The 25,803-nt window shown below is 61.2% G+C and carries 21 protein-coding genes and 1 pseudogene; 11 read left to right on the forward strand and 11 right to left on the reverse strand.

Features of this window, described 5'->3' with window-relative positions:
- Positions 1–132: pseudogene (locus tag EN786_RS00005) on the forward strand (IS481 family transposase); the annotation flags it as partial.
- 354 nt (positions 133–486) lie between these two features.
- Positions 487–1,869, forward strand: a complete 1,383-nt coding sequence (locus tag EN786_RS00010; protein WP_127308681.1) for an MmgE/PrpD family protein — start codon at positions 487–489, stop codon at positions 1,867–1,869.
- A 20-nt stretch (positions 1,870–1,889) separates the two neighbouring features.
- Here EN786_RS00010 and EN786_RS00015 read toward each other — a convergent pair whose 3' ends face one another.
- Genes EN786_RS00015 through EN786_RS00030 form a run of 4 tightly spaced genes read right to left on the reverse strand, consistent with a single transcriptional unit; the run spans position 1,890 to position 6,548 of the window.
- Positions 1,890–2,666 carry a glucose 1-dehydrogenase gene (locus EN786_RS00015; protein WP_127282740.1) on the reverse strand — a complete coding sequence of 259 codons (777 nt, stop codon included), beginning with the start codon at positions 2,664–2,666 and terminating at the stop codon, positions 1,890–1,892.
- Positions 2,667–2,713: 47 nt separating this feature from the next.
- A complete protein-coding gene (locus EN786_RS00020; protein WP_127308680.1) occupies positions 2,714–3,931 on the reverse strand; it encodes an ABC transporter permease in 1,218 nt (405 codons plus the stop codon).
- An 18-nt stretch (positions 3,932–3,949) separates the two neighbouring features.
- Positions 3,950–5,500 (reverse strand): sugar ABC transporter ATP-binding protein, encoded by a 1,551-nt coding sequence (locus EN786_RS00025; RefSeq protein WP_127282742.1) that lies wholly within the window; start codon positions 5,498–5,500, stop codon positions 3,950–3,952.
- 40 nt (positions 5,501–5,540) lie between these two features.
- A complete protein-coding gene (locus EN786_RS00030; protein ID WP_127308679.1) occupies positions 5,541–6,548 on the reverse strand; it encodes a sugar ABC transporter substrate-binding protein in 1,008 nt (335 codons plus the stop codon).
- A gap of 1,139 nt (positions 6,549–7,687) precedes the next feature.
- Between EN786_RS00030 and EN786_RS00035 the strand changes: the two genes are divergently transcribed.
- From EN786_RS00035 to EN786_RS00065, 7 genes are all read left to right on the forward strand, one after another.
- Positions 7,688–8,515: a phosphogluconate dehydrogenase C-terminal domain-containing protein gene (locus EN786_RS00035; RefSeq protein ID WP_006205031.1), complete on the forward strand. Its 828-nt coding sequence runs from the start codon at positions 7,688–7,690 to the stop codon at positions 8,513–8,515.
- Between the two features lie 381 nt (positions 8,516–8,896).
- Positions 8,897–9,838, forward strand: coding sequence for a D-ribose ABC transporter substrate-binding protein (locus EN786_RS00040; RefSeq protein WP_127308678.1), 942 nt, complete (start codon positions 8,897–8,899; stop codon positions 9,836–9,838).
- A 78-nt stretch (positions 9,839–9,916) separates the two neighbouring features.
- On the forward strand, positions 9,917–10,576 hold the full coding sequence (locus EN786_RS00045; RefSeq protein ID WP_127283202.1) for a DUF2291 family protein: 660 nt from the start codon (positions 9,917–9,919) through the stop codon (positions 10,574–10,576).
- Positions 10,573–12,129 (forward strand): sugar ABC transporter ATP-binding protein, encoded by a 1,557-nt coding sequence (locus tag EN786_RS00050; protein ID WP_127283201.1) that lies wholly within the window; start codon positions 10,573–10,575, stop codon positions 12,127–12,129. The genes EN786_RS00045 and EN786_RS00050 overlap by 4 nt, the downstream gene beginning before the upstream one ends.
- On the forward strand, positions 12,122–13,186 hold the full coding sequence (locus tag EN786_RS00055) for an ABC transporter permease (RefSeq protein WP_127283200.1): 1,065 nt from the start codon (positions 12,122–12,124) through the stop codon (positions 13,184–13,186). Before EN786_RS00050 ends, EN786_RS00055 begins: the two co-directional genes overlap by 8 nt.
- A gap of 2 nt (positions 13,187–13,188) precedes the next feature.
- A complete protein-coding gene (locus tag EN786_RS00060; RefSeq protein WP_127283199.1) occupies positions 13,189–14,223 on the forward strand; it encodes a Gfo/Idh/MocA family oxidoreductase in 1,035 nt (344 codons plus the stop codon).
- Positions 14,220–16,112 carry a hypothetical protein gene (locus tag EN786_RS00065; RefSeq protein ID WP_127283198.1) on the forward strand — a complete coding sequence of 631 codons (1,893 nt, stop codon included), beginning with the start codon at positions 14,220–14,222 and terminating at the stop codon, positions 16,110–16,112. Before EN786_RS00060 ends, EN786_RS00065 begins: the two co-directional genes overlap by 4 nt.
- Before the next feature lie 4 nt (positions 16,113–16,116).
- On the opposite strand, the gene EN786_RS00070 is transcribed toward EN786_RS00065, so the two are convergent.
- Complete coding sequence (locus tag EN786_RS00070; RefSeq protein ID WP_127283197.1) at positions 16,117–16,830, reverse strand: transcriptional regulator NanR; 714 nt, start codon at positions 16,828–16,830, stop codon at positions 16,117–16,119.
- Between the two features lie 188 nt (positions 16,831–17,018).
- Here EN786_RS00070 and oiaX point away from each other — a divergent pair, with 188 nt between their 5' ends.
- Together oiaX and EN786_RS00080 are read left to right on the forward strand one after the other, a co-directional pair.
- Positions 17,019–18,269, forward strand: coding sequence for a 3-oxo-isoapionate-4-phosphate decarboxylase OiaX (gene oiaX / locus EN786_RS00075; protein ID WP_127283196.1), 1,251 nt, complete (start codon positions 17,019–17,021; stop codon positions 18,267–18,269).
- Positions 18,270–18,272: 3 nt separating this feature from the next.
- The gene (locus EN786_RS00080) at positions 18,273–19,607 is read left to right on the forward strand and encodes a four-carbon acid sugar kinase family protein (RefSeq protein WP_127308677.1); all 1,335 of its coding nucleotides are present in this window, start codon (positions 18,273–18,275) and stop codon (positions 19,605–19,607) included.
- A gap of 1,041 nt (positions 19,608–20,648) precedes the next feature.
- Here EN786_RS00080 and EN786_RS00085 read toward each other — a convergent pair.
- The 6 genes from EN786_RS00085 to EN786_RS00115 all read right to left on the reverse strand — a co-directional run bounded on the left by EN786_RS00085 (position 20,649) and on the right by EN786_RS00115 (position 25,803).
- Entirely contained in the window at positions 20,649–20,909 is a 261-nt protein-coding gene (locus tag EN786_RS00085; RefSeq protein ID WP_127308676.1) for a hypothetical protein, read from the reverse strand.
- Positions 20,910–21,144: 235 nt separating this feature from the next.
- On the reverse strand, positions 21,145–22,179 hold the full coding sequence (gene proX, locus EN786_RS00095; RefSeq protein WP_127308675.1) for a glycine betaine/L-proline ABC transporter substrate-binding protein ProX: 1,035 nt from the start codon (positions 22,177–22,179) through the stop codon (positions 21,145–21,147).
- A gap of 159 nt (positions 22,180–22,338) precedes the next feature.
- Positions 22,339–23,277: a proline/glycine betaine ABC transporter permease gene (locus tag EN786_RS00100; protein WP_127308674.1), complete on the reverse strand. Its 939-nt coding sequence runs from the start codon at positions 23,275–23,277 to the stop codon at positions 22,339–22,341.
- Positions 23,270–24,538: a glycine betaine/L-proline ABC transporter ATP-binding protein gene (locus EN786_RS00105; protein ID WP_245478065.1), complete on the reverse strand. Its 1,269-nt coding sequence runs from the start codon at positions 24,536–24,538 to the stop codon at positions 23,270–23,272. The genes EN786_RS00100 and EN786_RS00105 overlap by 8 nt, the downstream gene beginning before the upstream one ends.
- 144 nt (positions 24,539–24,682) lie before the next feature.
- On the reverse strand, positions 24,683–24,997 hold the full coding sequence (locus tag EN786_RS00110) for an NIPSNAP family protein (RefSeq protein ID WP_127308673.1): 315 nt from the start codon (positions 24,995–24,997) through the stop codon (positions 24,683–24,685).
- Positions 24,994–25,803, reverse strand: a complete 810-nt coding sequence (locus EN786_RS00115) for an alpha/beta hydrolase (RefSeq protein WP_127308672.1) — start codon at positions 25,801–25,803, stop codon at positions 24,994–24,996. The genes EN786_RS00110 and EN786_RS00115 overlap by 4 nt, the downstream gene beginning before the upstream one ends.

Genomic DNA, 25,803 nt, shown 5'->3' on the forward strand with positions numbered 1-25,803 from the left:
CACCGCGCCGCAGAGTTGCCGGTCTGGCTGCACAGATACAATTGGCACCGTCCCCACGGGAGCCTAAAGTCCAAAACACCTATCAGTCGCCTCGCTCTAACCGAGGACAACCTGTTGAGGCTCCACAGCTAGCGTAGCGGTCCTTTGCGGGCCGCAGATCCTGCAAAAAATGCGCGGCGCCAAACGCCGATTTGCTTAGAAAGCGCCAAGGGCGAGAACGCGTCCGCAGCTTCAACCTAACGCGAACGTTCAAACCGCTCTTCCCATCCCAACCCGCACATGACTGCGATTGGACGGGGTGGAAGTTTCCATCTTCACATCAATTTTGAAACCGCAAAACGCACGCGAGCGGCCTCGCATATAATTTTGGATTATATATCACTCAGACGAAGTCGACATGGGAAATGATAGATCGCCCGGAACGTGGCATTGAGATGCGGCCTCCGATTAATGTGGCCGTCGTCCAATCTGAATGCAGGCCCTACGATGTCTGATGTCCCTGATCTTGTACACGTTCTGGCTGATCATACGGTCCAACTCAGCTACGATGATGTTCCTTCCGATGCGCGCGAGGCGGCCAAAAAGTCCCTTTTGGACACGATCGGGGTCATGTTGGCGGCGAGTGGCCTGGAGCCGGCCGTACACGGCGTCATCGATATCATTCGAGAGAGTGCTGGAGCACCACAGTCCACGGTGCTCGGCTTGCCAGGCAAAGTCCCTGCCCTCTCGGCAGCGTTAGCCAATGGCGCCCTGGCGCATTGCCTTGACTATGACGACCAAACTCCGTGGGGGCAGCATTCTGGGAGTTCAATCGTTCCTGCCGTCTTAGCGGTCGCCGAACGGCAGGGCGGCGTGTCGGGAAAGGAATTGATAGCAGCGATCGCGGCAGGACAGGACATTTTCGCGCGCTTGCGCTGCAACGTAGGTTGGAAAAAGGACTGGAACCTCTCAACAGTGTTGGGAGTGTTTGCCGCAACCGCCGCAGCGGCAAGGGTGATGTCGCTGTCTCCTAAGCAGACCGCCGATGCTCTCGGTATCGCAACGATGCAGTCGAGCGGCATCATGGAGATGGTTGCAGGCCGGGGTAGTGATCTGCGCGGTCTCTATGCCGGGTTTTCAGCCAGGGGAGCCGTTCTCGCGGCAATGATGGCTGAACGCGGAATTACAGGCATCGATAAGGCTTTCGAGGGTGAATACGGTTTTATGAGAACGTATTTCAACGGCCAGTATGACCGTCAGGCGATCGTCCGGAACCTCGGCTCCGAGTTCCTTGGCAGCGGAACGCTTTACAAACGCTGGCCGTGTGTCGGAACGGCGCATAGCCATATGAAAGCGGCTATCGACATCATGACGGAAAACGATCTGCAACCCGAACAGATTTCCGAGATCCGACTGCACGTTGGAGACTACCATGACCTGATGTGCCAACCTTTGGAAGAACGCCGCGCGCCGGCGACCTTGGCAGATGCGAAGTTCAGCCTGCCATTCCTGGTTTCTGTCGCGATTGTCCGTCGTGGCATGAGCGTCAAGGATTTTTCCTCCGTCGGCCTGTCCGACCACGAGGTGCTGGCCGTTGGACGCAAGATGCATCTCATCAGCGACCCAGCGCTGGACTGGAAATTGGAACTTCCGTTGGGTCGGGTCCAAATCCTGGCGCGGGATGGAAGGTCTTGGGTCCGGGAGGGAATTGCCGTGCCCGGCAATTCCGACAATCCCCTGTCGTGGGATGACATATGCGCAAAATTTAGGGAATGCGCTTCGGTCAGCATGACCCCTGTCGCCGCGACCAAGATTCTGCGCGCAGAATCCCTGGCTCGCTCCCTCGAGGAGTTGCCGGACGCAAGTGAGTTGATCCGCGCCGCAGCCTGACGTCACCCGAAACGAGAAATCTATATGCCGGCGGTTTGCCCACCGTCGACGACCATCGCATGACCCGTGACGAAGCCGCCCGCATCCGAGCAAAGCCAAAGCACCGTTCCAGCAATCTCCTCCGGTCGCCCCATGCGCCCAACCGGCTCCTGCTTGATAATTCGAGCTCTGCCTGCCTCGGTGTTGCCTGTGTAGCGGGCAATCATCGGAGTATCGATGATACCCGGACAAATCGCATTCACGCGAATACCTTGGTCCGCATATTCGAGTGCAGCAGCCTTGCTCATCGCGGTGACACCGAACTTTGAAGCGCAGTAGGCGGATTGTTGGCGGATGGCGAGCACGCCGGCGCCTGACGACGTATTGACGACGGCGCCGCCGCCGTTGCCGAGCATGATTTCGATCTCGTATTTCATGCAGAGAAAGACACTTTTGAGATTCACGGAAATTACCCGGTCAAAGAGATCTTCCGAAATGTCCGCGATCATTGTGCCTGGCTGTTCGATGCCAGCATTGTTGAAGGCAGCATCGAGGCGTCCGAAGGTTGCTACCGTCAGGTCGAGAGCGGATTTGACATCCGAGGCTTTTGTCACGTCACACACGATCGAGAGGACCTTGCCGCCGAATCCCTCGATTTCGGCCACAGTGCCCTGGAGGCCTTCTTCGCTGATATCTGCTACGGTCACTGCCGCGCCGGCACGGGCGAAGGCCACGGCCGTTGCACGACCGATGCCGCTGCCGGCGCCAGTAACAAAGGCGACTTTTCCGACAAAATCGACGAGCGGTATGTTGGTCATGTCTTGTATTCCATTCTGATGCGTTCGAGATCGCTCATGTCCGAGCTTCAGCCGCCCGTCTTGGACTTGGCCTTGTTGCCGCCAACGGTGTAGATAGCGGCTGCGGCAACGACCACCATGCCTTCGATCAGGCCCTGCCAGTTCGCGCCGAGATTCATGATGTTGAACCCGTTGGTCAGGGAATAGAGCAGCAAAGCGCCAGCGAGGGTCTTCACGACACTGCCCGCGCCGCCGAATAGCGATGTGCCGCCCAGGATTGCCGCCGCGATAACGGTCAGCTCTGCACCTTGCAGGCCCGCCGGATTGATCGAACGCAAGCGGCTCGCGAAGAGGATTCCGGCAAGGCCCGCAGTGGCACTGCAGAATACGAACGCCAACAGCTTGTAGCGTGTGACATTGATGCCGGAGAGGCGGGCTGCTTCGGGATTGCCTCCAGATGCGTAAATGCGACGTCCCACCATTGTGTAGCCTAGCGTAAACCAGACGGCGCCCGAAAATAATCCCATATAGATCACGGGATTGCGTAAAACCAACTCTCCGCCGCAAGCCCAAGCGACGAGGAGAAACGCAGCTCCCCCTGCCGCCGTGCCAATTGAGACCGGCCGCAATGCGCCACCGGCACTGTAGGCCTTGAACAAGCCAGATGCGCCAAGGACTAAAAGCAGGATACCGGCGACCAGCAACAGCCAGAACACGTCGTGGCTACCGCCCTCAACGGCCTTCATCGTTGCGACGACCGCGGGATCAGATGCCGAAAGTGAGCGACCATCGGTATAGATGAGGACGAGACCGCGTACGGCGGTCATGGTGCCAAGTGTCACGATAAATGCGTTTATCCCGACATACTGAACGATGACACCGTTGATCAATCCTATGCCCATCGCCCCGGTCAGCGCCAATGCGGCAGCGGGCCAGAACCCGATCGCATCGGCATTGCCTATCAGCAGAACCGCCGCAAATGCCGCCACCGAGGCGACGGATAGATCGAAGTTGCCGCTGATAAGCACCACCGTCATGGCCACGGCCATGATGGCGATGAGGGAAGATTGGTAGATCACATTGGAAAGATTAAGCACGCTCAGATAGTTCGCGCGTCCTAGATAGGTCGTGACGATCGCAAGTGTGATGATGAGTAGAAATAAGGCGTAGTATACGCCCATCTCGCGAAGGCCTAACAAACGACGCCAATCCGTTTTCGGCAGGTTCGTTGCGGAAACCTGCGACATGTTATTCTTTTGCGACTGGGTATAGCCTGCTGTGTTCATCGCTTTTCTCGCTGTCACTCAGGAGTCGATTGGGAGGTTTGAGGCTTCAGGGTTTGCACTTTGCCCGCCCGCCAGCAGCAGTAGTTCGGTCTCTGTCGTCTCGTGGATCTTTCGCTCGGCAATGCACCGCCCATCTCGCATGACAAGGATCCGGTCGGAGACGGCAAGAAGCTCTTCAAACTCCGACGACACAATGATGACCGATTTGCCCTCCCCCGCGAGTTGACGGACCAGGCGCAAAATCTCGGTCTTGGCGCCGATATCGATCCCCGCCGTGGGTTCATCCAGAAGGAAAAGCTTCACGTCGCTGAAAAGCCACTTGGCGATGGTGACCTTCTGGGCGTTCCCTCCGCTCAGTTCTTTCACAAGGATTTCCGGGGAATCCGCTTTGATCGAGAGCAAGCGGATAGCTTCCCAACCACGCTCGCGCTCGCGCTGAGCCACGGGAAGAGAATTGAAAACAGATACTCCCTGCAGGGCCGGGAGAGATACGTTGCGCCAGATCTCAAAGTCGGGGACGAGGCCTTGAGCCATACGATCTTCAGGCACCAGGCCGATGCCGGCCTTAACCGCGGCGCCGGTGTTTCGAGGTAGGCTCTTGCCGTCGACAACGACTGAGCCGGTCGCGTACTTGTCAGAACCATAAATCGCGTGAAGCAATTCGCTACGACCCGAACCGAGCAGGCCAGCGACGCCGACGACTTCGCCACGCGCAACATCAAAAGACGTGGCAGAGAGCTTGCCCGGCGAGGCGAGTTCACGCACCCGCAAGGCAGGGTCTTGGTTCGCGGAAACCGGCTCAAGGGTATGGCGCTGCTGTGCCTCGTGCTCTAGGGCGACGATCTGCTTTCCGACGATCGCTTCCGCAATCTGGTTCTCGTCCAGATCGGCCGTTGCGGCCCGCAGCACGGCCTTGCCGTCACGGAGCACTGTTACCTCGTCGGTGAGAGACATCACTTCGTCGAGAAAATGCGAAACGAACAGGATGGCCTTGTTCTCTCCTTTGGATAGGAGCCTCACCGTTGCATAGACCAGTTCCCGTTCTTCCGACGCCAGCGAAGCGGTCGGTTCGTCCATCACGATCAGATCCGCGCCCGTGCCAAGGGCTTGAAAGATGGAAACCATCTGCCGTGCCCCTATAGACAAGGAGCCGACCAATTCGCCCGGATCCAACCGGTACCCGATGCGCTTGCATAACTCTTCGAACTGAAGCCGAGAGCTGGAGGAGCGTCGCCAACGACCGTGGCTCCCGAGGAAAACATTCTCCAAAACGGAAAGAGTTGGAACCAGCGGGATGTGTTGATGGATTGTCGCGACACCCATGTCGTTGGCGGCTTTGGGACTATCCCAGGAAACGGGCTGACCCCGCCAGATGATTTCCCCTAGCGTGGCGCGGTAGGCGCCGGAGAGGATTTTGATAAGAGTAGACTTGCCGGCGCCATTGGCGCCCAGCAAGCCATGCACCCTGCCCGGCCTGATATCGAGATCGACGCCGCGCAGCGCCAGCGTCCCGTTTGGGAACGCTTTTGCGACGCCACGCAATTGCATGATCGGCTGGTCAAGGTGCATGGATCGATGCTCCCGAGATAGGATCGCTGCGACAGCTATCCTACCACTGCTCCGGACAATCGTTGATCTTGTCCTTTGTGATCTGGGGCATGTCGTAGCTGACGAAACGAGCCTTGGGCGTATCGGGCTTGGTCGCTGCTTCATACATGGCCTGGAACATCAGCTTCCCGAGCAGCTTCGGCCGGGTGCAGACGGACCCGTACATCTCGCCGGCCAGAATGGCGTCGTGGCCAAGCTTGGAACCGCCGCCCGTGGCAATCAGCGTAGCTTTCGAACTCGCAGCACTGATGGCGCGAGCGCAGCCGATGGCCATGTCGTCGGCATGGCTGAAGATCAGGTCCAAATCGGGATGTGCCGTCAGGAAGTTCTGGCATACAGACTCGCCCTGGTCCGGCGTCCAGTTGGTCGGCTGTTCGGCGACGATCTCGTATTTCGCGCCGGCCTTGTCCAACGCGGCGCGGAAGCCCTCCGTATCGAGCTTGACGATGGTATAGGCCGGGTCGCCCATCACGATGCCGATCTTGGCCGTGTGGTCCTTGGGCAGGATGTCGGCAGCCATTTCCCCGGAAACATAGCCGGCCTTGTAGTTGTCTGTCGCGACCAGCGCCGACAACCCCGGATAAGGATCGTTGACCTTCCGCTTCGCCGAGTCGCCGACCTGAAGAGCAATGGCGACAACCGGAATTTTCGCAGCGTTGAGCTTGTCGACGAAGGATTCGGACACCACGGAATCAAGTGGGAGGAAGCCGACGGCGTCGACCTTCTGGGTGATCAGGTCGTCCAGAGCGTTTCCCTGCTTTTCGACACTGCCGCGCGGATCGAGAACGACCGCTTTTACGCCGGCTGCTGCCGCAGCCTCTTTGAAGCCGTCGGCCGTGGACACGTTGTACGGATACTCCAAGCTGGCCGGAACATAGCCGAAGGTAAGTTCCTTGGCATTGGCGGGCCCCGCCCATAGCAGAGCTGCTGCCGCAGTTGCCATCAAGCAACGGATTCCACTCGACGTATTGAGAACCCTGATGCCAACGTCTTTGTTAAGTTCGCGCATGTTATTCCTCCCTTGACCATGCCTAGCTCACGCTTCCAGGCGTGCGTCATCGCCCTCGATGAAAGGGGAAAAACTTTTCCGAGATCGATGAACGCGTCACCTGTGGCGCTGCGTATTTTCGAGAGGCAGTAGAGCTTTGAGCAATCCTCTCGAATATCAATTCCGTAACATAGCGGAGGTCTTCAAGACAGGGCGTGCGAGTTGCGCCGCGAAGCACGTTATAAGTTTTTATTATTAGCTCAGTCCACATGAAGCTCGATCGCGGTAATGAATTCCGAGCTGGCGGATCGAACTAGCAATCCTAGTGCTTTCGCAAATTTGTCAAACTATGGCTTGGCAAGATTGGAGTCACGGGCCGGTAGGATGGTCGACCTGCGATGGAGTAGCAGCGCGTTGGCTGATGTGCAGCGCCGCCTCTCAAGGGCCGGTTTGATGCGACCGCTAGATGCGATATGGAAAACTCGACCTAGAACCGCCCGCCGGCTTCTGGGGCGAGAGGCAGCCCGCCGCCTTGCAGCAGCCCCGCATTCAATAGGGGGCGGTTGGCACCACCAGAAAGCGTTGACTTCCTCTTCAGATGACATCGCCCGGAACTCCCACGAGTCCGACTTAACTGCATACCGGCACCCATACAGGCCTTCCGGCCTCGTTTAACGCCTCGTGCCAGTCATCGAAACCAAAGTAGTGGCAATAGCGTTCGTCGGATTGATCGAAGGCGCAATATCGCCTTGCGCATCTGCGATGCTTCCCTGAATTTCTCGTCGATTGAAAGTCGAACATTTATGTCGCAACCCTACCAGGGCATCCTTGTGCGGGTTGACGCTAGGGCTGCATCAAATCCGAAGGCTTATAGGCAAATCTTACCTAAGGATATGGCCCCGCCTGGATTGAGTGGAACCAACTAGCGAGGACCGAGCTTTGAAGCCCGAGGCAGTCGTAGGGCTCGAGCCCGATTGTCTTCAGCTGGGCGCGGATACCGTCCATATGAGACGCCAATCCCGCAATACAGACTGGCGACAGGCCTGCGTGAAACGGCAAGGAAGGCTCTGGTCAAACCACTATGTTGTGGTAGAGTGATTATACCAGTTGATAACGTGACGATCGGCGCAGCCATCGTTGGAAAACGGGAGCAAGCATAGATGACAACGATTGCGCTGTTCGGAGCCGGCGGCAAAATGGGCTACCGCCTGTCGACCAATTTTCGCAGATCGGACTACACGATCCGCCATGTCGAGGTCAGCGAGGCGGGCCGCGAGCGGCTGAAGACCGGACTGGGATTCGATGCGGTCAGCGCCGACGAGGCGCTCAAAGGTGCCGACGTGGTGATCCTGGCCGTTCCGGACACTCATATTGGCAAGGTGGCGGCGAGCATCGAGAGCAAGCTGGCGGCGGGCACGATGGTGGTGGTTCTCGATGCCGCCGCTCCCTTCGCCGGCCATCTGCCGGACCGTCCCGACCTCACCTATTTCGTCACCCATCCCTGCCATCCGCCGATCTTCAACGACGAGACCGACATGGCGGCCAAGAAGGACTTCTTCGGCGGCGTCAAGGCCAAGCAACATTTCGTCAGCGCCCTGATGCAGGGGCCGGAGGCGGACTACGCCAAGGGCGAGGCGATCGCCCGGATCATCTGGGCACCGGTGATGCGCTCGCATCGCGTCACCGTCGAGCAGATGGCGCTGCTGGAGCCCGGCCTTTCAGAGACGGTGTGCGCCTCGTTGCTGGTCGTCATGAAAGAGGCGATGGACGAAGTCGTGGCGCGCGGCGTCGAACGGCAGGCCGCACTCGACTTCCTGCTCGGCCACATGAACGTGCTCGGCGCCGTCATCTTCGGCGAGACCAAGGGCGTGTTCTCCGACGCCTGCAACAAGGCGATCGAATTCGGCAAGCCGGTGCTGATGCGCGACGACTGGAAGCGTGTCTTCGAACCGGAAGAAATCGCTGCGAGCATCCAGCGCATTACCTGAGGCGCTCCTCCTTCTCCCCTTGTGGAGATGCTCCAGCTGCCGGCGACGGCGATCCTTCGCGCACCCCTCAACCGTCTCGGCGCTGGGCGCCGATACACCTTCTCCCACAGGGGAGAAGGAAAGGCGTGAATCGCACATCAGATACATATCACCTGAAATAGTGGTTGACTCATTATACCAGTTGGCTAAGCTGTTCTCGAGCTCGGATAATCAGGTTTCGCGGGAGTCGAAGCCTGAACGAGTGGAGGACGGGGGAGTGACGATCTGCTCGGGAGGAGCCCGCACGCGGCTTGATTCCGACGCGATCCGCCGCCTGACCAATTCAGACGCAGACAGAGGCCCGATTTGCCAGGGCAAATATTTTTTCAACGGGAGGACTTCATGAAACTCACTCGCAGAATGACCCTTGCAGCTTTCGCCGGCGTGCTGGCGCTCGGAACGGCGATGCCTGCCTATGCGGCGGACCTGATCGCCATCATCACTCCCTCGCACGACAATCCGTTCTTCAAGGCGGAAGCCGTCGGCGCCGAAGCCAAGGCCAAGGAACTCGGCTACGAGGCGCTGGTGCTGGCCCATGACGACGACGCCAACAAGCAGTCCGAGCTGATCGACACGGCGATCGGCCGCGGCGCCAAGGCGATCATCCTCGACAATGCCGGCGCTGACGCCACGGTCGCTGCCGTGCAGAAAGCCAAGGACGCCGGCATCCCCTCCTTCCTGATCGATCGCGAGATCAACGCCACCGGCGTCGCCGTGGCGCAGATCGTCTCCAACAACTACCAGGGCGCCCAGCTCGGCGCGCAGGAGTTCGTCAAGCTGATGGGCGAGAAGGGCAATTTCGTCGAGCTGGTCGGCAAGGAATCCGACACCAATGCCGGCATCCGCTCGAAGGGCTATCACGACGTCATCAACGACTATCCGGACCTCAAGATGGTGGCGCAGCAGTCGGCCAACTGGAGCCAAACGGAAGCCTATTCCAAGATGGAATCGATCCTGCAGGCCAACCCGGACATCAAGGGCGTGATCTCCGGCAACGACACGATGGCGATGGGTGCCTATGCAGCACTCGCCGCCGCCGGCGCCAAGGATGTCATTGTCGTCGGCTTCGACGGCTCGAACGACGTGCGCGACTCCATCACCTCCGGCGGCATCAAGGCGACCGTGCTGCAGCCGGCCTTCGCGCAGGCGCAGATGGCTGTCGTGCAAGCCGACGACTTCATCAAGAACAAGAAGTCTCCCGCCCAGGAAAAGCAGCTGATGGACTGCGTGCTGGTCAATGGCGACAATGCCAAGCAGCTGGAGACTTTCGCGCTCACCAACTGAGCCGGCATCACATCAATCGCAAGGGACGGACCTCCGGTTCGTCCCTTGCCCAATTTCCGTGGGTGCTTCCTGACCGCCATGCCGAACAAACTGACCTGGTTGAGCTACGCCGTGCCAATTCTTGCCGGAATGGCCGGCCTCGGGCTCACCGCCTGCAAGATCCTGCCGACACCGTCGATGCAGGGCGGCGGCAACGCGCCGGCCTTCAATCCCGACAAGATGATCGAGGACATCTGGGCGCCGAAGGTAATCCCCTATCTGCAGCAGAAGGGCGGACCGTTCCCGGAAGTGCACGCCTTGGCCACCACCGATCCGGCTGCCGCCGGCGCCAAATACGGCAATCCGAACAAGCAGGCGAATTCGCCCTGGACCTTCGCGGTGCGGCTGGAGGGCAAGATCGTCGCCGCCAACACCCAGTCGCGCGCGGCGACCATCGATGTCGATGTCGACGGCGACGGCAAGGCCGATGCGCGGCTGCAGATCGGACCGGCGGTGCGCGGCACCGCGCTGCGCGACAGCCTCGACTTCATCCAGTTCAACGACTTTACCAACCAGATCGACTTCGCCCAGTTTGGCAAGGCATTCAACATTTATGCCGACAAGACGGCGCTGTCCAAGCTGCCGCGCGAGGCGCTCGAGGGCCGCAGCGCCAAGGTGCTCGGCGCCTATACGCTGGGCAGCGGCCAAGACCTGCCGCTGGTGACGCCGGCGGAGGCCGAGATCGGGCCGAAGCCATGAGCGCGGAAGCCGAGCGCGACGTCATCCTGAAGCTGGAGGATGTCTCCAAGGTCTATTCCGGCACGGTCGCGGTCAAGCGCGCCAATTTCGAGGTGCGCAGGGGCGCGGTCAACGTTCTGGTAGGCGAGAACGGCGCGGGCAAGTCGACGCTGATGAAGATCATCGCCGGCGTCGAGCAGCCGACCGCCGGACGCATCCTGCTCGAGGGTGAAGACGTGTCGTTCGCCTCATCCGGCGATGCGGTGAACCGCGGCATCGGCATGGTGTTCCAGGAGCTCAACCTGTTCGGCAACCTGACCGTCGCCGAAAACATCTTCGCCACCCGCGAGATCACCAACCGGTTCCGCAAGATCGACCGCAAGGAGCAGGAGCGCCGCGCGGCCGAATTCCTCGAAAGGCTGCAGGCCGGCATCCGCCCGGACATACTCGTCGAGGATCTGCGCATCGGCCAGCAGCAGCTGGTCGAGATCGCCAAGGCGGTCTCTCTCGACGCGCGCATCCTGATCATGGACGAGCCGACCTCGGCGCTGAGTGCGGCGGAAGTCGAGATCCTGTTCAAGGTCATCGCCGACCTCAAGGCGCGCGGCGTCGCCATCGTCTACATCTCGCACCGGCTGGAAGAGCTGATCCGCATCGGCAACTACATCACCGTGTTGCGCGACGGCCGCATCACCGGCCAGGAGCAGATGAAGAACGTCGACACGCAGTGGATCGTGCGGCAGATGATCGGCTCCGATGCCAAGGATTTCGCCAAGGCCGACGGCCACGCTCCCGGTGAGGAGATCTTCCGCGCCGAAGAAATCTGCCTGCCGCGCGCGACCGGCGGCCTTGCAGTCGACCATGTCTCGCTGTCGCTCCGCGCCGGCGAGATCTTGGGCATCTACGGCCTGATGGGCGCCGGGCGCAGCGAACTGTTCGACTGCATCATGGGCCGCCACGGCCATGCCACGGGTTCGATCTTCATCGATGGCAAAAAGGTAAGGGAACGCGACACGACGCGGCGCATCCGCCGTGGCCTCGCGCTGATCCCCGAAGACCGCCAGCGCGAAGGGCTGGTGTCGATCCTGTCCGTCGCCAGCAATCTGACGCTGGCCAGCCTGTCGCGCTTTGCCCGCCTGTTCCACATCCGCGGCGCCGAGGAAAGACAGGCGGTGGCCGGCATGGTGCGGGAGCTAGCGATCAAGGTCGCCGACCCGGCGCAGGAAGTCTCGTCGCTGTCCGGCGGCAACCAGCAGAAGGTGGTGATCGGCAAGGCGCTGCTCACCGGTCCGAAGGTGCTGCTGATGGACGAGCCCAGCCGCGGGATAGATGTCGGCGCCAAGGCCGACGTTTTCCGCACTATGCGTAAACTGTCGCGCGACGGGCTCGGCATCCTGTTCGCCACTTCGGATCTCGACGAGGTGATGGCTCTGTCCGACCGCATCGCGGTGATGAGCAATGGAAAGCTGACCGGCATGTTCGATCGCGCCGAGGCAACGGAAGCGGCGATCGTCGCCGCATCGGCGCTTGGCCACGGACCCGCAGGGCCAACGGAGACAAACGCCCATGACTGACATTCCGGCCAAGGCGGCTGCCCCCACCGCTTCCAGCGGTTCGCTGCTTCTTACATTGATGAAGCTCAGGACCTTCATCGCGCTGATCGCGGTGTTGGTGTTTTTCTCGATCGCCGCGCCCAATTTCCTGTCGGCGGCAAACCTTATCCTAATGGCCAAGCACGTGGCGCTGAACGCCTTCCTGGCCATGGGCATGACCTTCGTCATCATCACCGGCGGCATCGACCTGTCGGTCGGTTCCATCGTCGGCTTGTGCGGCATGGTTGCCGGCTATCTGGTGCTGAACGGCATCGACCTGCAGATCGGCTACACGATCTATTTCAACGTCGTCGAGATCGCGCTGATCACGCTGGCCGTCGGCATAGCGATCGGCGCCGTCAACGGGCTGCTGATCACCAGGCTCAACGTCGCGCCATTTATCGCCACGCTCGGCGTGCTCTATGTCTCGCGCGGCCTGGCGCTCTTGTCGTCCGATGGCCGCACTTTCCCCAATCTGGTCGGCAAGACGGAACTCGGCACCACCGGCTTCGGCTATCTCGGCGCCGGCAAGCTGCTCGGCCTGCCGGTGTCGATCTGGATCCTGATCGTCGTCGCGCTGGGCGCGGCCTATCTCGCGAAATACACGCCGCTCGGCCGCCATATCTTTGCTGTCGGCGGCAACGAGCGGGCGGCGCGCATTTCGGGCGTGCGGGTCAACATGGTCAAGATGTTCGTCTACATGTTCTCCGGCTTCTGCGCTGCGATCGTCGGCCTGATCATCTCGTCCGAGCTGATGGCCTCGCATCCGGCGACGGGCGAGAGCTTCGAGCTCAACGCCATCGCGGCCGCGGTGCTCGGCGGCACCTCGATGTCGGGCGGGCGCGGCACGATCGGCGGCACCATCGTCGGCGCCTTCGTCATCGGTATCCTCTCCGACGGACTGGTGATGATGGGGGTGAGCTCGTTCTGGCAGATGGTGATCAAGGGCCTCGTCATAATCGTCGCCGTCGTCGTTGACCAGGCGCAGCGCCGACTGCAAAGCCGCGTTACACTGATGCAGATGGCAATGGTGGGCTGAGCATGGCGGGGTTGCGGGGAGCGCTGATCGGCTGCGGCTTCTTTGCCGTCAACCAGATGCAGGGCTGGCGCGAGATCGAAGGCGCCTCGATCGTCGCCATCTGCGACCGCGATGCGGAACGGCTCAGGATCGTCGGCGACCAGTTCGGCATCGCGAGGCGCTATAGCGACGCGGCCGCCATGTTTGCGAACGAGACGCTCGACTTTGTCGACATTGCCACCACCGCGCCCAGCCATCGGGCGCTGGTCGAGATGGCGGCCGCGCAACGCGTACCCGCGATCTGCCAGAAGCCGTTCGCGCCGACGCTTGCCGATGCCAAGGCGATGGTGAAGGCTTGCGCGGACGCCGACGTGCCGCTGATGGTGCACGAGAATTTCCGCTGGCAGTCGCCGATCCAGGCGGTGCGCGCCGTGCTCGACAGCGGCGAGATCGGTACGCCGTTCTTCGGCCGCATCTCGTTCCGCTCCGCCTATGACGTGTTTTCCGGCCAGCCCTATCTGGCGACCGGCAAGCGCTTCATCATCGAGGATCTCGGCATCCACATTCTCGACATCGGCCGCTTCCTGCTCGGCGACGCCTCGACGATCACGACGCGGACCACGCGCGTCAATCCCGCCATTGCCGGCGAGGATGTCGTGACCATGCTGATGGATCATGCGAGTGGCGCCACATCCGTGGTCGATTGCAGCTATGCGACGAAACTTGCTGTCGAGCCGTTTCCGGAGACGCTGATCGAGATCGACGGCAGCGACGGCACGATCCGCCTGGCGCAGGGCTACAAGCTTACTGTTACGGGCAAGAGCGGAACGGTGGTGAGCGACGTCTCGCCGCCGCTGCTCTCCTGGGCATCGCGTCCCTGGCACAACATCCAGGAAAGCGTCGTCGCGATCCAGCAGCACTGGGTCGACTGCCTGGCGACAGGAAAAGAACCTGCGACCTCCGGCGCCGACAATCTCAAGACCTTCGCGCTGGTCGAGGCCGCCTATGCGGGCGCGGCGAGCCACGAGCCGGTCCACCTCGATGCCTTGCTGAAATGACCGCCGACGCTTTCCAGCTCTATGGCACGCACGCGGTCGAAGCCGCGCCGGTCAGGCTGAGTGCGGGCGCGCTAAGCGCCGATTTCGTCAACGGCAATCTGCGCACGATCCGCCATGGCGGCACCGAGGTGCTGCGCGCGATCGCCTATATCGTGCGCGACCGCGACTGGGGCACGTATGAGCCCGTACTGACCGACCTGGTCATCGACCAGCGCGTCGATGCATTCTCGGTCAGCTATGCGGCACACTGCACGGGACCGGACGGCAGCAAGCTCGGCTTTCGCGCCACCATCAAGGGCTCTGCCAGCGGCGAGTTGTTCTTTGACGTCAGCGCCCTGCCCGAGAGCGATTTCGAGACCAACCGCTGCGGCTTCTGCATCCTGCATCCGATCGCCGGGCTGGCCGGCAGCCCGGTGACGGTCGAGCACACCGACGGCAGCGTGGTGGATACCAAGTTGCCGCTGCAGATCGATCCCTGGCAGCCGTTCAAGGATATTCGCGCCATCACGCATCAGGTCCGTCCAAGTGTGGCCGCCGAATGCCGTATGGAAGGCGACATTTTCGAAATGGAAGACCAGCGCAACTGGTCGGACGCCTCCTACAAGACCTATGTGCGGCCTCTCGCATTGCCGTGGCCTTACAAGCTGCCGGCCGGCGAAACCAACCGCCAGACGATCACGCTGCGCATCACCGGCGACGGCAAGGCGCCGGCAGTCGCCACTACCTCCGAACCGGTCCGCGTGGCGCTTGGTGAACCCGGTGCGGCGCTGCCCGAGATCGGCGTTGTCATCTACCCCGAAAATGTCGAGGCAACGCTGGCGATCTTGCCCTTACTAACAGTGCTGGGGCCACGCCAGTTGCTGTTCCACTACGATCCGACGCGCGGCCATGGCTTCGAGGCGCTGCGCGCCTTCGCCCAACTCGCCGAGGCCTACAAGTCGGGCACGACGCTCGAATGCGTGGTTGCCTGCGACGGCGATCTCGATGCCGAACTTTCCGGCATCGCCGGCATGGTGCGCCGGGCCGGCTTGCGACTCGATGCCATCGCCGTCTCGCCTTCGGTCGACCGGCAGTCGACACCGCCGGGCAGCGCGTGGCCGCCCTGCCCGCCACTCGAGAATGTCTATGCGGCGGCGCGGCGCGCCTTCCCGGACATCCGCCTCGGCGGCGGCATGTTCAGCTATTTCACCGAACTCAACCGCAAGCGCGTTCCCGTCGGCCCGCTCGACTTCATCACCCATTGCACCTGCCCGATCGTGCACGCGGCCGACGATCTCAGCATCATGCAGTCACTGGAGGCGCTGCCCTTCATTACGCAATCGGCGCGGGCGATCTTCGGCGACAAGCCGTACCGAATAGGACCATCGACCATTGCCATGCGCCAAAACCCCTATGGCGGCGCGACCAAGGACAATCCGGATGGCCAGCGCATCGCCATGGCCAATCGCGATCCGCGCCACGCCGGCCAGTTCGCGGCCGCCTGGGCGATCGGCTATGCCGCGCGTGTGGCATCAGCCGGGCTGGAGATGCTGACGCCGTCGAGTTTCGCCGGACCGTTCGGACTGCTGGCGTCGTTGGGCGAGCCCGCCAAGGACGGCGCGCCCCGGCCGCTTTTCCATGCCGTGAAGATGCTTTGCGACCTCGTCGGTCATCAGCATGTCCCTACTACGGTCAGCGATGACACCCGGGTAGCGGCACTCGCCAGCCGCTCCTCGATGGGCGAGACGATCGTCTGCCTGGCCAACCTGACAGCAGGCGAGGTTGAGGTCGACATTTCCGGTCTGGGCAAGGCATCGCTCATCATGCGGAATGGGAGTGAGCGCGCCATCAGCCTGGATGCGGGCGGCAGGCTGGCGATGCCGCCTTACGCGATCGCCCGGATCGGCTGAACCGTCACTTCTCGGAATTCATCACATAGAGGGCACGCGAGCGTTCAAGGTGCTTGATCATTGCCTTCTCGGCGCCATCGGCATCCTTCTTCTCGATGCGGCCGATGATCTCCTCGTGCTCAGTCAGCGTGAACTTTTCCTTGCCGGTCCAGATCAGCATCTCGGTGTGGTATTCCTTCAGCCAGCCGAGCATCGCCTCGCTGACGGCGACATAGATCGGGTTGCCCGAGATCGCCGCGATCTGGGTGTGGAACTTCATGTCGGCGGAGATGAAGGCTTCGGAGTCGCCGCGAAAGCTGCGCTGCTCTGCAATGGTGGCCCTCAACCGCTGCACATCCTCGGCCGTGGCCTTCTCGGCGGCTTCCCGGACCATGCCGCGCTCGAAGAAGATGCGCGCGCTTTTGAGGTGCTCCAGCGTGTCCTTCGACGACGACAGGATTATCTTGGCCGCGCCATCGACCTGCCTGATGATCGACTTGGCGGTCAGTTGCAGCACCTTGGCACGCTCGCCATGCGAGATAGCGACGAGGCCCATATTGCTTAGCGCCTGCATTGCCTCGCGAATTGCTGGCCGGCCGACCTCGAAACGCTCCATCAATTCGCGCTCCGACGGCATGTCGTCGCCCGGCTGCAATTCGCCGCTGGTGATCAGGCGCTTCAGTCGCGCAAAGACTTCATCGGAAAGCTTTCGCCGGACGATCGGCTCCGAACGGTTCATCGTCGCGAATCACTCCCTTGACCCTGCTCTATCTAGCATTGCCGCGGCGGTTCCCGGAATGCCCGTCCGCCGGTCGGACTGTATCCTTTGGGCAGGATATTGCTTGCAATACTTATGTACTCATTATACCAGATTTCGAACGACAGGGAATTGTTTTCGAACCCCTTTTCGACCCGAGACGGCCGGCCATGATCATCCTCACCTATCGCATCGAAACGTCCGGCAGCATCGAGGCGATGGCGGCCAAGATCGCCAGCGACCAGTCGACCGGAACCTTCGTCGCGCTGCCCGGCGAGACTGAGGAGCTGAAGGCGCGCGTCGCGGCCCATGTGCTGGCGATCCGGCATTTGCCCGATGCGGAGCAGCCATCCATTCCCGACGCCGGCCCTGGCCCATTCAAGCGCGCCGATGTCGACATCGGCTTCCCGTTCGACGCGATCGGCACCGACCTTGCGGCACTGATGACCATCGCCATTGGCGGCACCTATTCGATCAGGGGTTTTTCCGGGATCCGCGTCGTCGACATGAAGCTGCCGAAGGAGTTCAGGGGCGCCCACCCCGGCCCGCAATTCGGCGTCGCCGGCAGCCGCCGGCTGACCGGCGTCGAGGGCCGCCCGATCATCGGCACCATCGTCAAGCCGGCGCTCGGCTTGCGGCCGCACGAGACGGCCGCGATGGTGGGCGAGCTGATCGATGCCGGCATCGACTTCATCAAGGACGACGAGAAGCTGATGAGCCCGGCCTATTCGCCATTAGCGGAGCGGGTGAAGGCGATCATGCCTTTGATCCTCAACCACGAGCAGAAGACCGGCAAGAAGGTGATGTATGCCTTTGGCATCTCGCATGCCGATCCCGACCAGATGATGCGCAACCATGACCTTGTGGTCGAAGCCGGCGGCAATTGCGCCGTCATCAACATCAATTCCGTCGGCTTCGGCGGCATGGCTTACCTCAGGAAGCACTCCGGCCTGGTGCTGCACGCCCACCGCAATGGCTGGGACATCCTCACCCGCCATCCCGGCCTCGGCATGGATTTCATGGTCTGGCAGCAGTTCTGGCGGCTGCTTGGCGTCGACCAGTTCCAGATCAACGGCATCGGCTCGAAATACTGGGAGCCGGACGACTCCTTCATCCGTTCCTTCGAGGCGGTGACGACGCCGCTGTTTTCGCCTGATGATTGCGCGCTGCCGGTGGCGGGCTCGGGCCAATGGGGCGGACAGGCGCCTGAAACCTACGAACGTACCGGCCGCACGGTCGACCTGCTCTATCTGTGCGGTGGCGGCATCGTCAGCCATCCGGACGGACCGGGCGCCGGCGTGCGCGCCGTGCAGCAGGCCTGGCAAGCAGCGGTCGACGGCATCCCGCTCGCGGACTTCGCCAAGAGGCATGTCGAGTTGGCGCGCTCGATCGAGAAGTTCGGCGACGGCAAGGCGGCCTGAGCAATGCGGGACCTTCTGCTCAGCTATTATGGCGACGACCTCACCGGCTCGACCGATGTGATGGAGGCGCTCGAACTCGGCGGCGTGCCGACCGTGCTGTTCATGCGCCAGCCGGATGACGCACAGCTGGCGCAATTCTCGCATTGCCGTGCCGTCGGCCTGGCCGGCACCAGCCGCAGCGAGTCGCAGCAGTGGATGGACACGCATCTCAAGGTGGCCTTCGGTTGGCTGAAGACGCTTGAGGCCGAAATCTGCCACTACAAGGTCTGCTCGACCTTCGATTCCAGCCCGACGATCGGCAGCATCGGCCGGGCGATCGAGATCGGCCGTTCGGTGTTCGCGCAGGACAGCGTGCCGCTGGTGGTCGGCGCGCCGCAACTCAAGCGCTACACCGCCTTCGGCCATCTGTTCGCCGGCTATCGGGACAAATACTACCGCATCGACCGCCATCCGGTGATGAGCCGCCATCCGGCGACGCCGATGGACGAGGCCGATCTTTTGATCCATCTGGCGCGGCAGACCCGGCTTGCCTCGGGTCTGCTCGACCTGGCGACGCTGCGTTCGGCCGACCGCTCAGCGGCCTTCGATCGCCTCGCCGCTGATGGCGCCGCCATCGTACTCATCGATGTCGATAGTCCGGAAAGCCAGGCGTTTGCCGGCAAGGAGATCTGGCGCACGCGCAAGCAAGGCGGTTCCTTCGTCGTCGGCTCGTCCGGCGTCGAGTACGCGTTGCTCGCCGAATGGGCAGAGACCGCCGTTGTTCGGGCCGAGTCCCGCTTTTCGGCGCCGGGTGCTGCCGGCCGCGTCGGGGTCGTCTCGGGCAGTTGCTCGCCGACCACGGAACGGCAGATCCGCCATGCGTTGACCGACGGCTTCGACGGCATCGAAGTCGATCCCATCGAACTGGTCTCGGACAATTCCGAACAGGCGATCGTGCGCGCGGCGGCAAGCGGCCGCGCCAGCCTGGAAGCCGGGCGCAGCGTCATCCTTTACACGGCACTCGGACCTGCCGCTGATCGCGGTGCCGAGATCGATCGGCAGCAAGGCGCCCGCCACAAGCTCGGCCGCGGCCTTGGCACGCTGCTGCGACAACTGACCGAGCAGCAGAACCTGAAGCGCGTCATCATCGCCGGCGGCGACACGTCGAGCCATGCACTGGGGCAGATGGGCGTCGACGCGCTGACGGTCAGGATGCCGCTTCCAGCGTCACCCGGCTCGCCGCTCTGCGTCGCCCATTCGCGCATCGCGGCGATCGACGGGCTGCAGGTCGCGCTGAAGGGTGGCCAGGTCGGAACCGATCGCTATTTCTCAGCGATCCGCGACGGCCTCGGCGGTTAGCTTTCAACCCAAGCAGCGAAACCTAAACTGGCAGTTGAATGTGGGGAAAGGCGGTAGCGCCCTCTCGCTGCCATCGCTCCCGGAAGGGAGGCGCGGTGGCAAGGCATTCATCGACAAGATTCGACAGACAGCCCCTAAGTTGATTGCAGACGAGGCGGCGGCAGCCAGGGTGCCATCTACCTGGAGAATTTAGATCAGGACGCCGAGTTATGGATCGCTCTTCACGGCCGAAAAGGCAGGCCTTTGGCAGGCCGCTTCATCGCAGCTTTGACAGGCCAATGGGTCTAGCCCTGCTGCCCTCTGGCATGCTGCATTACGCTAAGAATTCTCCAAGCGGTCAGATCGGTTGGACAGGAGGTTTGGATCAGAACAGGTTTGATGCGATAGCGAGGGCGTGGAGACTCAGGAAGCAGTTTCCAGGGCTTTCGGGTAGGGCGACCGCTTCCAGTTGATATACAAGCTGGCATTGACGACCGCTATGAGGCGCAAAGCGGCCATTGCTGAGCTGTCGCGAGCACGACTGGTATGAGTCACACCCGCCCTTTCGCACGCCGTTGCCGCCGATCACCGCACTCGCCGTCGGAGAGCCTTTTGAAATACAGGGGCCTGCGCTACGTCTCACAGGTGACATCGACCAGACGGAGAAAATTGACCAACGGGCCCCAAAATCATTCCATCTAAAACTCATGAATTTATCTGGCAAAACTCGCTTAATTCTTGAAGAATTAAGCGTAACACATTGATATGTTATAATTTGGTGGGCCCGGAGGGTCGTCGTCTTCTACACAAAATCAATACGTTAGCGGCTGGTTCGCCAACCCATATCCTTCGTATTCTCTCGTATGGTCTGGCGAACCTAACGACCAGGAGGAGGACTAGTATTCCATGCACCCGGTGTCTCTTTCATCCTACAAAAGGGGTCGATGAACCCGTGTTGACCATAAGGGTGCGAGCGCGGCTGTCTTGGGCCAGAAGCGGATTGGCAGCTTCGAGGCTCGCTCTCGGCTGCGAGGTCCTGAAGGGTTTCTCGCGACGCGACCATCAGACGCCTTCAAAGGCGGCGTCGACGGTCTGCGCCGGGAGCAGCACGCGCCTCGGTTCGACGAGCACGGCGTGGCCGGGTTCCGCGCCCAGCGCGTAGTGCTTCGATCGTCGGAGCCGTGCCTTCAGGCGCTCCAGGACATCGTCGGTGACGCCGAGCGCGGCGCGTCGTTTCGCGAGCCACCAGCCGGAATCGGAGGCAAGCGACCGGTTGTCCAGCAGTTCGAAAACCTTCGCCGACCTGTTCGGGCTGCTCCGCATTGTAGGGCTTGAGGTGGGCTTTGATCACCATGAAGGCGAGACGGTATTCGTCCGAATGCGGTGCAAACCTTGTTGAGGCTCCACGGCTACCTAGCTTGGCTCAAGGGACTCAGTAGCGAAAGCACCGCAGTATGGCAAAATCGAATTGCCCCGGCGGCTTGCGCCACCGGAGCTTCTTTGCGTCGTCAACCCCGGCGTCGGGTCGGCCTGACGCGGCTACTTCAGCGAATTGTGATCAGCTTGCAACTTTGGCGCGGTCAACCCAGGCATTGAACTGTTCCTGATGGGTTTCGATCCATTCATGCGCCAGCTTTTTGATGTTGCTGTCGCTGCCGCCCTTTTCGCTGATCGTTTGTTCCCAGGTCGACCAGTCGGCCAGCGGGAACGACATCTGCTCCACGAGCTTCTTGACTGCCGGATTGGCTGCAATGAACTTGCGGTTGGCGACGGCGTTCCAGTTCCATGCCGCCATGGCCATGCGGCATGGATCAGCGCCGCCAGCGCAACCGCTGACGCCTGACACCAGGGCAGAGCCCTTGTTGGGGACCTTTTCCGGCAAGGCATCGAAGGGCGTCGGCAACCAGACGACATCCTTGCCGGGCACCAGAGCCTTGTTCATCCACGAAGGGCTCCAGGCATAGAAGAATACCGGCTCGCCGCGCTTGACACGGGCGACGGCCTCGACCATCAGCGCCTCGTATTTGCCGCGGACCGAATTGACGCTGCCCTTGAGTCCGAATTTCTCAAGCTGGAAGTCGACGACGTCGCCGCAACTCCAGCCCGGGTCGCAATTGATGAGGTCGGCTTTGCCGGTCGTGCCGAAAAGAGCTGCGATCTTCGCATCCTTCATCTGATCGAGCGTGGTGATGTTGTTTGCGTCGGCGGTTTTCTTGTCGATCAGATAGCCATTGATGCCGCCGCCTTGAATTAGGCCACCGCCGACGATCTCGGCCTGCGCCTCGACCTTCTTGTAGCCCGGCTCGCGCTGCGGGAAGTTTATATCGGTCGCGATATCGAGATCGCCCTGGGCCGCCGCCTGGAAGAACAAGGTGGTGTTGAGCGTGCTCAGCTTGACGTCGTAACCGAGTTCCTTCATCGCCGCCATGCCGATCTGGGCAACGACATAATTGGCGCCTAGGCTGTCGGACTGGGCGTACCGCACCGTCTTGCCACTCCCAGGCAGGTCTTCGGCGAAAGCAGTTTGGCCTAGAGAGGCCGCCAGCACCATGCCGGTGACAAAAAGGGAAAAGGTTTTCAGGCTGTGCTTCATCGATGTTCTCCTTCTGGATTTTTCTTTGGACTTCACTGAGTTCGAGGTTCGGCTGTAACGCGGGCGCTGCAAGGGATAGGCAATGAATTCCTGTCCGGCGGAACGAGCCGCCGGTGTCTGTCGTCATTCCGGTGGTGGTTACCGCCGGAGCGGCTCCGCTCAATGCGTGCGGTTCGCTGCGGTTGTTACGATGGCCTCGTGCGATCGCTCGCCCTTGAAAAGATTGCAAAGGTAGTGCAGCACCGACCTGCGCTTGCGGTCGGTCGGCTGGGCAAGCTGCTGGGTGATCCGGTCAAGCATCATGGCGAGCAGGACGATGGCGATGCCACCGACGGCGGCGCGACCGACATCGAGACGTCCGAGGCCTTGGAGAACCACGAGGCCAAGGCCTTCCGCGCCGATCATGGCGACGACTACGGACATCACCATCGCAGTCAGCACGGTCTGGTTCAGTCCTCCGAGAATGGTGGGGATAGCCAACGGCAGCTGTATTTCCCACAGAAGCTGGCGCTTATCGGCGCCGAAGGCGAGACCTGCTTCGACCATTTCCTGCTCTACCATGCGAATACCCAGATTGGTGAAGCGGATGAGCGGCGGTGCAGCTGCTGTTACGACCGCCACTTCGCCCGGCACTGTGCCGACGCCGAACAGCATGACGACCGGTACGAGGTAAACGAACGTCGGTGTGGTCTGCATAATGTCGAGCACCGGCCGCACCACGCTCCAGACCTTGTCGTTACGAGCACACCAGATGCCGGTCGGCACGCCGATGGCGGTGCAAAACACGATGGCCGTGGTAATCAGCGAAAGCGTTGTCATGGCCTCGGTCCAGACCCCGATGGCTGCGATCACGACAAGTGAGATGGCGCTGAACACCGCGATGCCGATGCTGGCAAGCCGATAGGCGGTCAAGAACACCAGAACGATGAAGATCGGAAACGGAATTTCGTGCAGTATGTAATCGTTGAACGACAACAGGTTTTCGACCGGCCACTTGATTGCAATAAACAGTGGACGGAGGTGGAGCGCGACCCATTGGACGGCGTCCGCAATCCACTGGTCCACCGGAAAGATGGCTAGATCGTCGGCATCAAGCATTGTGGCCTCCCATCGAAGCAGGCGCTGGCGATCTCGCCGCCGAGGCGATCCGTCCAAGGATATGTTCGGGTTCAAGCATGCCGAGGAAGCAGCCGTCCTCGTCAATGACGGCCATTGCCTTGCCGCTCTGATACAAGCCAGCGACATCCACGAGCTTGGTGGTGCCGCTCACCGCGACGAAATCACGCGTCAAAAGGGCATCGACCGGCTTGCCAGCCTTTACCTGTTGCAGGGCTGCAGCATCGAGACAGCCGACGATGCGGTTCGACGCGTCGATGGCAAAACTCATGGCCTCGGGATGCTCGGCGTCGCCGACGATCCGTGCCGAACCATCGCTCGACACCATCGAACCGGTGCGCATCACCGACCGTGCATCAAACAATCGCGACCGGTCGACTTCGCGCGTGAAGGCGGCGACATAATCGCTGCCTGGTTCGAGCACGATCGATTGCGGTGTTCCCTCGCGCACCAATTCGCCTTCGGACATAATGGCGATGCGCGTTCCGAGTTTCAGCGCCTCCTGGAAGTCATGAGTGATGAAGAGGATGGTCTTCTTCAGCGTGTGCTGCAGCCGCAGCAATTCATCCTGCATCTCGGTCCTGATCAGCGGGTCAAGGGCGCTGAAGGCTTCGTCCATTATGAGGACGTCGGCATCGGTCGCCAGGGCCCGCGCCAAGCCGACACGCTGGCGCATGCCGCCGGAGAGTTCATGCGGGCGATGATAAGCCCATTTGGCGAGACCGACGATCGCCAGCACCTCTTCAGCGCGCCTGCGTCGCTGCGCGGCGGAAACGCCACGCAACTTCAGGCCGAATTCGGCATTTTCGATCACCGATTTGTTTGGCAACAAGGCAAAATGCTGGAAGACCATGGAGATGCGCGTGCGCCGCAATTCGCGAAGCGCGTCCTCGCGTAGCGGCACGATGTCGATATCGTCGAGCAGGATCTTGCCTGCCGTTGGTTCGTTCAGCCTGTTGATGCAACGCGCCAGCGTCGATTTGCCGGACCCCGAAAGACCCATGACCATGTAGATCGCGCCTGAGGGAACGGAAAGCGAGACGTTATTCAGACCGACGACGGCGTCGGTCTCCGCAAGGACACGCGCCTTATCCGCGCCGGTGGCGAGCAGCGTCATGGCTCTGGTGGGTGAAGGGGCGAAAATCTTATACAGATTCTCTACTCTCAATCGCTCTGTCACCAATGGCTCCCATGTTTCAACGATACGGATGTTCCCGATCCGCAATTTCTTGACGAGGATCAATTAAGGGGCATGTCAGCTAGATCGTCTTCCGCGAACACGGAGGATTTTTGCTGCTACACTTCCTCCAAACCGAGGTGCATTTACTGCAGTGCAACTCCACCGTGCGCCGGTTGGCTTCAGGGTTTGCCTTGCGTTTCCCTTCTTCTATTGGAGTGGTGAAAAATCGGTCGGAAGAAGGATACGGTTTTCCGCGCTTTCGATCAGCGCCGTCAGTTTCGGAATGAAGGCCCGCCAGCGCGCATCTTCCGACAACGTGCGGCGGCGCGCAACGCGATCGGCGAAATCGGCATATCGCCAAAGATGGACCACCTGGTTCAGCTGCCCGACCCCGGTGACGAAATAGCCGATCAGTCCGCCGAGAATCGGTTCCTGGATTGCCAGCCCCTCCTCTCGCACAAGCTTCAGATATTCGGAGGTTTTGCCCGATCTTATGCGATAGATACGCTCTTCAACGATCATTTCACGGTCTCCGGCACGGTCAAAAAATCCGCCATCATCGATGCGACGAGATCGGGTGCTTCCGTCAGGATCGAATGCCGCAGCCCCGGAAGGACGCGGAACTCGGAGCGTGGGATGCGCTCATGCATATATCTTGCCATGCGCGGATTGGAGCCTGCATCCTCCTCGCCGGTTGCAATCAACGTCGGGCAGCGAATCTGGTCGAGAAAACCGCCGAAGTCGGTCTCGGCGAGAACCCGGTAGGCAGAAGCGTAACAGTCCGGATCGTTCTGAGAATTTCGCTGCCTAAGCGTTGCGATCAGGTCGGGATTCTTCTTCTGGAAATCCTCAGTCAGCCAACGCGACAGGGATGCGTCATAGTGCGATCCCGGTTCGCCGCTGCGAAGAGCGGCGAGGCGGGCGAGAACGCGCTCCCGCTCCTCGGGCGTGCGTCCCGCGACCGTCGAGAGGAGAATCAGGCGCTGAATGCGCGGAAGATGCGTCAGTGCCAACCGCTGTGCGATCAACCCGCCAAGCGAAAAACCGGCCAGATGGAAACGGTCGAAGCCGACACTGTCCGCCAACGCAAGTGTTTCGGCAACGAAATCGTCGATCTCGTAGCGGCCTTTGACGCGCGACGAGTTTCCGTGACCCCGTAGGTCGAACGTCAGGATGGTGAACCGATGCTTCAGCCGCTCAACGACCCCGCTCCAGGCTTCAAGGTAGGAACCGACACCGTGGATGAGCACCAGCGGCACTGCCCCATTGCCGTCAACCCTATAGTTCAGGACCACATCTCCGACCGTATGACGCTGCGTATCAGTCAT

Source organism: Mesorhizobium sp. M4B.F.Ca.ET.143.01.1.1 (genome assembly GCF_004792275.1).
Taxonomy (GTDB): domain Bacteria; phylum Pseudomonadota; class Alphaproteobacteria; order Rhizobiales; family Rhizobiaceae; genus Mesorhizobium; species Mesorhizobium abyssinicae.